We start from the raw sequence: 7451 nt of genomic DNA on the forward strand, positions 1-7451 counted from the left end.
ACCAGGCCGACGAACAGGCCGCCGGTGGTCGGCAAGGTGCCGGCCGACGGCGGTATAGACTTCTTGCCCGCGAGCGAACCCGCCAGCGCCATCGCCGGGATGATCATGAAGAACCGGCCGACGAACATCGAACTGGCCAGCGTGAGATTGTAGAAGAAGGTGTTGCCGGTGAGCCCGCCGAACGCCGACCCGTTATTGCCGGTGGCCGAGGTATAGGCATAGAGCACTTCGGTGAAGCCGTGCGGGCCGGCATTGGCCATCGAGGCGACCGCCGACGGCAGCACCACCGCGACCGCGGTCCAGCCCAGATACATCAAAGGCAGCACCAGGATCGCGAGCATCGCCATCTTGACCTCGCGCGCCTCGATCTTCTTGCCGACATATTCCGGCGTGCGGCCGACCATCAGCCCGGCGACGAAGATCGCCAGCACGACGAACAGCAGCATGCCGTAAAGCCCGGCGCCGACGCCGCCGACGATGATTTCGCCGAGCTGCATGTTGATCAAGGGAATCATGCCGCCGAGCGCGGTGAAGCTGTCATGCATGGCATTGACCGCGCCGCAGGACGCCGCTGTGGTGACGACCGCGAACAGCGAAGACGCAATGATGCCGAAGCGGACTTCCTTGCCTTCCATGTTGCCGCCGGTCAGCCCGAGCGCGCTCAGCGCGCTGGTGCCGTTGGCTTCCGCCCAGTAGGTGACGGCGACGCCGGACACGAACAGCACGCCCATCACGGCCAGGATCGCCCAGCCCTGGCGCTGATTGCCGACCATGCGGCCGAACACATTGGTCAGCGCGGCGCCGAGCGCGAAGATCGAGAGCATCTGCACGAAGTTCGACAACGCCGTCGGGTTCTCGAACGGGTGCGCGGCGTTGGCATTGAAGAAGCCGCCGCCATTGGTGCCGAGCATTTTTATGGCGACCTGAGAAGCCACCGGGCCGACAGCGATCGTTTGCTTGGCGCCTTCCAGCGTCGTCGCATCGACATAGGCGCCGAGCGTCTGCGGGATGCCCTGCCAGACCAGGAACAGCGTGTAGACGATGCAGATCGGCAGCAGGACATAGAGGGTGCAGCGCGTCACATCGACCCAGAAATTGCCGACGGTGCGCATCGAGGAGCGCGAGAAGCCGCGGATCAGCGCCATCGCCAGCGCGATGCCGGTCGCCGCCGACAGGAAATTCTGGTGGGTCAGGCCCAGCATCTGCACGAGATAGGACATCGTGCTTTCGCCGCCGTAATTCTGCCAGTTGGTATTGGTGATGAAGCTGATCGCGGTGTTGAACGAGAGATCCTCCGCGACGGCGGGCTGTCCGGCCGGGTTGTAGGGCAGCACCGCCTGCAGCCGCATCACCGCATACAGAATGAGAAAGCCGCCGACATGGAACAGCAGCATCGCGACCGTGTAGGTCAGCCAATGCTGCTCGCGCTTCTCGTCGACGCCACCGAGCCGGTACAGCCCGGCCTCGACCGGCCGCAGCACCGGTGAAAGCAAGGTGCGCTCGCCATTGAAGACGCGCGTCATGTACCAGCCGAGCGGTTTGACCAGCGCGACAATGATCGCACAGAACAGAACAATTTGAATCCAGCCGATGGCGGTCATGGTCGTATGCCTTCAAGTTTACAAGGGCCGCAAGTTTACGAGAGCAAGTTTACGAAAGGGCCGATCCCGGACCCCGGGGCCGGTCTTGCGCGGTCAGAACCGCTCCGGCCGCAGCAGCGCGTAGGTCAGGTAAAACAGCAACCCCGCGGCGACGAGACCGGCGAGCGAATAATCGAACATCATGGTTGTGCTCCTTCGGAGCGTTTTCGAACCAGTGCCTGCCCCGTGCTTGAACCTCGCGGGGACCGGTTGGTGTGAAGAAAACGCGTCAGAATCCAGAATCTAAAGTCGTTCGCAGGCGTAGGTGTAGCCGATGGCCGCCACGAAGAAGCCGAGCCCAAGGGCCAGCATGACGATGTCCAACATGAATGCTCCTTCGCGTCCTTCACTGCGCCACAGTGGCGCAACGCCGGGAAGGCAGATTGCGGTGGATCAAGCTGGATCGGAGCTGCAACCGCGCCTTGACCGTATCGGTGGTCGTGAAGTGCCACCCCGCGCATATGTTTTCGAGGCGGCGGCCGCGGCGAAGTTATAGGAATCTCATAAAGGCCAAACCTTCCGGGCTGGCGCGTCGTTTCCGCGCCGAAGCCAGGGATCGAATTGTTGGCTATTAAATAGCTATTTCAAATGCCCCCGCGATATCTCGAAATCCTATGCTGCAGCTGCTTGATTAGACCTCGTCGGACGTGGCCCTCGGTATGAATTTTGCTTCAAAAATCAACGAGGCCTGAAGCGGTTACAGCGACGCTACGGCAGACACCTCATGTGAGGGAAAGCCGAATCGGTTTTGCAGGGAATGACATGATGTTGTTGCCGTTCGTTTCCGACTTGTCGTCTTCGGCAAGCGCATCGGCGCAAGGACCCGCACAGGACACGCGCGTCGTCCGCAGACCGATGGCGACCGCGCTCGCCGCGATCGCCATGTTACTCGCGGCCATCAACGCCGGTCCGGCGCATGCGGAAGATCCTGATATCAGCAGCCGGCGCGCCTCGGAGCGGACGGATTTTACCGACGACGAAATCAAGGACGGCTTTTTCAAGATCGCGTTCAATGCCGAATTGCAGCTCGGCGCGCCGGCGCAACGCGTGCGCAAATTCGATGAGCCGGTCAGGATATTCCTGGACAGCAAAGGCACGCCGGACCGGCGCCCGGAGATCGCGGCTGTTATCGACGATATCAGGGCCCATGTGAAACATCTCGATGTGGCTGTCACCAACGACCGCCAGGCCGCCAATTTCGTCGTCCGGCTGGTCGCGGCGCACGATTTCGACCGGACCATTCGCTCGCTTTATGGCAGCGACAGAGCCAAGCGAATTCAGCAGAGCCTCAATCCGCAATGTCTGTCGGGGATTGGCAAGGACGATCGCTATCGCATCCGCCGCGCCGAAGTGATCCTGCCGGTCGATGCCGGGGATTTCACCTTCTATGACTGCGCCTATGAAGAGCTGCTGCAGGCGCTCGGCGCCATCAATGACGACAGCTCGGTGCCCTGGACCATGTTCAACGACGACGTCCAGATGGGATTCTTCGACGTCTACGACCAGTATCTTCTCAACATTCTCTACGACCCGCGGGTTCGCCCGGGGATGACCAAGGATGAGGTCAACGCGCTACTGCCCGACGTGATGCCGACGGCGCGCGCATGGGTGGGCGATATCAATCTGCCGCGCCACGCCGACGCTCAACATCAGCCGGTCGCAAGCGACTAGGATCCAGGGGCCGTCATATTCGACGGCTGCTGGATCGATCCGCTAGGCGATCGATGCTCCAGGCGTTAGTGCTGCGAGGATTTTCTCGCCGACGACGAGGAATACTCGGTAATCCCGAAGTCACTGCTGCGCGCCTGTCGATTGGTCTGCTGCGCGGCCGCAAGCTGATTCGGGTGGTGGTTTTTCGACGCCGCACTGGCGGACGCCCCCGCCTCGGCGCGGTCGGATACCAGCAGGGCTCCGGACAGGATGACGAGCGCTCCGGCGATGGTGGCAAGATGTTTGTACATGGCAGCCTCCTTTGGCTCGAGACAACCCAAACAGAACCGGCCTGAACGTTTCCTGGTCGACTATGTTCGACGTCTTGTTGGCGCCGCGTTGTCCCTTCAGATGATGATGGTATCAACTCAAGGTAAGCGCAAGAATCAAACATCAAATGCCTTAATTATCAGCAAAACTTTTTTTCGGCGCAAAAAATAGCAATACTATTTCGCTATTATTTTTTGCGCTGCACCCGGATTTTTCGACTCGAAAACGGCTTTCGACGGCGGCATCCATTGGTCGAAAAAATGATGTTGCGGGCCGATCCATCGGCCAATCCTGGGTTCACGGCTGCGCAAGCCTGCGGGCGGGACGAGCGGCGACTACTTTCCAGTCTTCACTTTCCGGTCTTGGCGGGCTCGGTCGGGCGCGCCACGCCCCAGGGATCGTATCCCTGCTTCGGCGCCGGGATGCGATCCAGCGCGGCCTTGTAGGCCTTCTCATCGACCGGCTGACGGGTTTCGGTGGGAGCGCCGGAGCCAACGCCTTTCTTGAAGGACTGCGGATACGCCGGAAGGGTCAGCGATGAAATGATCGCCGCCGCCGCGACCGCCACCCTGATCGCTTTGGTACCGCCGGCCATGTGCCTCTCCCCCGCTACGAAGCCTTGTTGACTGCGGAGTTTACAAGTCCTGCACGACTTTTCCAGCCTGTCGTGCTTCCGGCGGCTTCGATTTGAGGAAATTCACGTGAAATTGCCGATCCGCGAATCCCCCCAAAAGGTAAGGGGTGCTGTCATTGAATCGCCGCCGAATCCCCTCATATAAATAAAATATCCTCTTGCTGCTGCAGCGCGATGAGGGATAGATTTTTGAGCAAGTTGATGCGGGAGTGTGCAATGAGCGCCAACGTGAATTTGCAAGCGAGTCCAACGGAGAAACCTGTCCCCAAACCATCCGCGAGCGTCTGGTTCGGAGGCGTCTTTGTCCGCACAGTTTTCCTGATCGTGCTGACGGTGATCACCGCGCGCGTCGCCAGCCCGCAGATGGAGCGCATCTCGTCGCTCTACGAAACGCCGGGTGATCTGATCCGGGTGCTGTTGGGTTTCGGCGTTTGCGCGTGGTTTATCGTCAATCTTTTCATTCTGCCCAAGGACGCCGGCGCCTACCGGACCTGGATGTATCTCGGTGTGACGGTTCTGCCGCTGGCGTTGCTCTGCGGCTTCGTCGTCTGGTAAGCGCTTTCACGCCTTCAACTGTTCTTTGCAGGTAACTGTTCCTCGCCGGCTTGAGCAGGCGACGATGCCGCCCGCGGCCGCGCTGTGATCAATCCAATACGGCAGTTCAGCTCTACTGGCCCGACCACATCGGAGATTTCGGGCCGCCGTAATAGCGCAACTGACCGTTACCGCCGGCCTTCTGCGATGGTGTGGCTGCGATATCGCTGGCGCATCCCGCCACCGCGGCACACAGCGCCGCGACCGCGATCACGGTGCTGATCCCTCGTCCGATCCCTTGCCTGATTCGTTGCTTCAACGCCGAAGCCGTCACGGCTGCGTCTTTCTGACGATAAGAGAGCCAATCAGCTGTTGCCGCCGACCGGCTCAGGCGAAGCCTCAATATTTCGCGACGACGGGACCTCCGAACATGTAGTTGAAACCAATCCGCAGGATGCTCTCGCGAAATTTGTTGTCGGAGGTGAAAGTAACTGGCGGGGTAAAGGCCGGAGTCGTCGCGGTCAACGATTGAACGCCAAGATCCACGTAAATCCACTCGGCTCTCACCGTCCAGTTCGGTGCAAACATGACGTCCCAGCCGCCGCCGGCCGTCCACCCGTATCGTGTGGAGCTACCGCTAGCCGCGGCGCAGGGAAGAGTTGCAGGACATGCCGCGAGCGTGAGCCCGTTGGCAATTGTCGATTGGCTTGACTCGACCTGACCGTAAGCGAAACCGCCGACGCCGTATAAAAGTATGTTGGGAGCTATAAGGAAACCAACACGACCGCGCACGGTTCCGAACCAGTCACTGTGCTGCTCGACAGATGTAGTGAACACTGCCGACGAAATGCTGGAAGTGCCCTTGTAATCGCCGCCCTGAAGGTCGGCCTCGAGGCCGACCAGCCATGATCGTGAAACTTGCCAATTGTAGCCGATTTGAGCACCGCCCAAGTAACCGCCGGCGCCGGGCGCCAGGGTTGTTGGCAATCCACCAGCCGCAAAAAATGGAGCTGTCCCGGGCCCGCCCGAGTAGCCAGTGAGCGTGTCGGTGGCCCAGGCAACACCGGCGTTACCGCCTATATACCAGCCGTTCCAATTGTACGTTGGTGCGGACGGTGCCATTGATTTTACGGGCAAGTCGGCTGCCAAGGCAGGAGCCGCCGCTGCGGCCGAGGCCAGCGCCAGGGCTCCAAGCAAAATGCTCTTCATGTTTTCTCCGATCTGTTCTTGCGCAAAAATCGTTCCGCCGAAACCTCAGTATTTCGCAACAACGGGACCGCCAAACTTGAAGTCGAGGCCGATCGTCACGACCGAGTAGGTCGTCTCGGTGGTATAGGGGAGCTGGCCATTCGGCGTCAGCGGATTGCCGGGGCGGTTGTAGCCGTTGAAATTGTAATAACGGTATTCGAACTTGCCGATCACATTGTTGGTGATGGCGTAAGCGAATCCGGCGCCGCCGGTCAGGCCGTTGGCCTGCACCGTGAACTTGTCGACTCCGAATACCGGATCGGTGTTGGTATGGATGATATTGCCGTAGGCGTAGCCGCCGGTGAAGAACATCAGCCAGCGATCAATGGTGAAACCAGTGCGCACCCGAAGCGTGCCGCCCCAGCGGAGGTTGTCCTGATCGACCGAGGTGATTGGAAAGGCGCCTGCGGCGATGGCCGAAGAGTCGTTACCCCTGATGCCGGACCAGAACAGATCGCCCTCGACACCGACCAGGTAGCTGCCGCTTTGCCAGTTGTAGCCCACCTCGCCGCCGGCCACGCCGCCGGTGGAAGAATAGTTGGCGGTGTAATCGGCGAACGGCGTATTGGTACCCAGTGCATCGTTGACATTGTGGTTGCCGTAGCCGCCGCCGCCGAACACACCGACATAGACGCCGGTCCAGTCATAGACGGGCGCCGCGATGGACGGAGCCTTCGAATAGGTGGGCAGGTCCGCACCGAAAGCCGGTGACAGCAGACCCAGCACACCGAGCGAGACGGTGGTGAGAAGAATTCGCTTCATTGTTATCCCCTGTCGAAGTGTCTGACGGAACATCTGGCGGCTTTGGCCGCCGCGACCCTTTCCACACATCAGAAGTGAAGGATCATGTCCGCCGCACCGATGATGGCGAAGTTCTTGTTTGGCGCGATGCCGAGGTTGGAATTGCCGTTGAACGCATTCGCATCCAGCGACCTGTAGTAGGAAACCTCGGGCCGGATCTCGATCTGAGGCGAGAACCAGTGCTGCCAGCCGACGCCGGTCTCGATATAGCGCGTCTTGATGCCGGTGCGCTGGCCCTGCTCGTCGTTCACGAATTCGAAGCGGTACGAGATGCTGTCAAGCGGCGACGCTTTGTAATTCAGATACATCAGAGCGGTCTGAAAAGTCGCGGTGCAACTATACACCGCCGCGCTGCCGCAGAGCGCGCCGCCGGGCGCATTGAACGGCATGTATTGCGGCGAGAACGGTGTGCCCCCATTGGCGATCGCGGCAACCGCCGTCGGGTTGTTCAGGTTGGCGACGTTGTTCTGGTGCTCATTGTAGGATTCGATCGAGATGTGCCACTGGTCGTTGAACTTGTGATAATAAGTCAAGCCGTACCATTGCAGGTTGTTGTAACCCCAGGTGCCGTTGTTGATGCCGTCCGCGACGAGGTTGATGTCGTCATTGCCGCT

Annotated in this window: 10 protein-coding genes; 2 read left to right on the top strand and 8 right to left on the bottom strand. The window is 60.2% G+C overall.

Annotated elements, in window-relative coordinates:
• Together kdpA and ABR948_RS26465 are read right to left on the bottom strand one after the other, a co-directional pair.
• The coding region (gene kdpA, locus ABR948_RS26460; RefSeq protein ID WP_428123636.1) for a potassium-transporting ATPase subunit KdpA at window positions 1-1601 on the bottom strand (1601 nt) is incomplete at its 3' end.
• Window positions 1602-1694: 93 nt separating this feature from the next.
• A complete protein-coding gene (locus ABR948_RS26465) occupies window positions 1695-1784 on the bottom strand; it encodes a K(+)-transporting ATPase subunit F (RefSeq protein WP_428123639.1) in 90 nt (29 codons plus the stop codon).
• A 618-nt stretch (window positions 1785-2402) separates the two neighbouring features.
• Between ABR948_RS26465 and ABR948_RS26470 the strand changes: the two genes are divergently transcribed.
• Window positions 2403-3311 (top strand): DUF2927 domain-containing protein, encoded by a 909-nt coding sequence (locus ABR948_RS26470; protein WP_428123642.1) that lies wholly within the window; start codon window positions 2403-2405, stop codon window positions 3309-3311.
• 65 nt (window positions 3312-3376) lie between these two features.
• On the opposite strand, the gene ABR948_RS26475 is transcribed toward ABR948_RS26470, so the two are convergent.
• Window positions 3377-3601 (bottom strand): hypothetical protein, encoded by a 225-nt coding sequence (locus ABR948_RS26475; RefSeq protein ID WP_428123645.1) that lies wholly within the window; start codon window positions 3599-3601, stop codon window positions 3377-3379.
• A gap of 368 nt (window positions 3602-3969) precedes the next feature.
• On the bottom strand, window positions 3970-4215 hold the full coding sequence (locus ABR948_RS26480) for a hypothetical protein (protein WP_428123647.1): 246 nt from the start codon (window positions 4213-4215) through the stop codon (window positions 3970-3972).
• 255 nt (window positions 4216-4470) lie between these two features.
• Here ABR948_RS26480 and ABR948_RS26485 point away from each other — a divergent pair, with 255 nt between their 5' ends.
• Window positions 4471-4809: a hypothetical protein gene (locus tag ABR948_RS26485; RefSeq protein ID WP_428123649.1), complete on the top strand. Its 339-nt coding sequence runs from the start codon at window positions 4471-4473 to the stop codon at window positions 4807-4809.
• Window positions 4810-4921: 112 nt separating this feature from the next.
• Here the strand turns inward: ABR948_RS26485 and ABR948_RS26490 are convergent, their stop codons facing one another.
• The 4 genes from ABR948_RS26490 to ABR948_RS26505 all read right to left on the bottom strand — a co-directional run.
• Complete coding sequence (locus ABR948_RS26490; protein ID WP_428123652.1) at window positions 4922-5062, bottom strand: hypothetical protein; 141 nt, start codon at window positions 5060-5062, stop codon at window positions 4922-4924.
• A gap of 125 nt (window positions 5063-5187) precedes the next feature.
• Window positions 5188-5997 (bottom strand): outer membrane protein, encoded by an 810-nt coding sequence (locus tag ABR948_RS26495; protein ID WP_428123654.1) that lies wholly within the window; start codon window positions 5995-5997, stop codon window positions 5188-5190.
• Between the two features lie 45 nt (window positions 5998-6042).
• Window positions 6043-6798 (bottom strand): outer membrane protein, encoded by a 756-nt coding sequence (locus ABR948_RS26500; RefSeq protein WP_428123656.1) that lies wholly within the window; start codon window positions 6796-6798, stop codon window positions 6043-6045.
• 68 nt (window positions 6799-6866) lie between these two features.
• Window positions 6867-7451 (bottom strand): outer membrane beta-barrel protein (locus tag ABR948_RS26505; protein ID WP_428123658.1); only part of this gene is annotated, 585 nt, incomplete at its 5' end.

It is taken from the genome of Bradyrhizobium sp., from assembly GCF_050014615.1.
Lineage (GTDB): Bacteria > Pseudomonadota > Alphaproteobacteria > Rhizobiales > Xanthobacteraceae > Bradyrhizobium.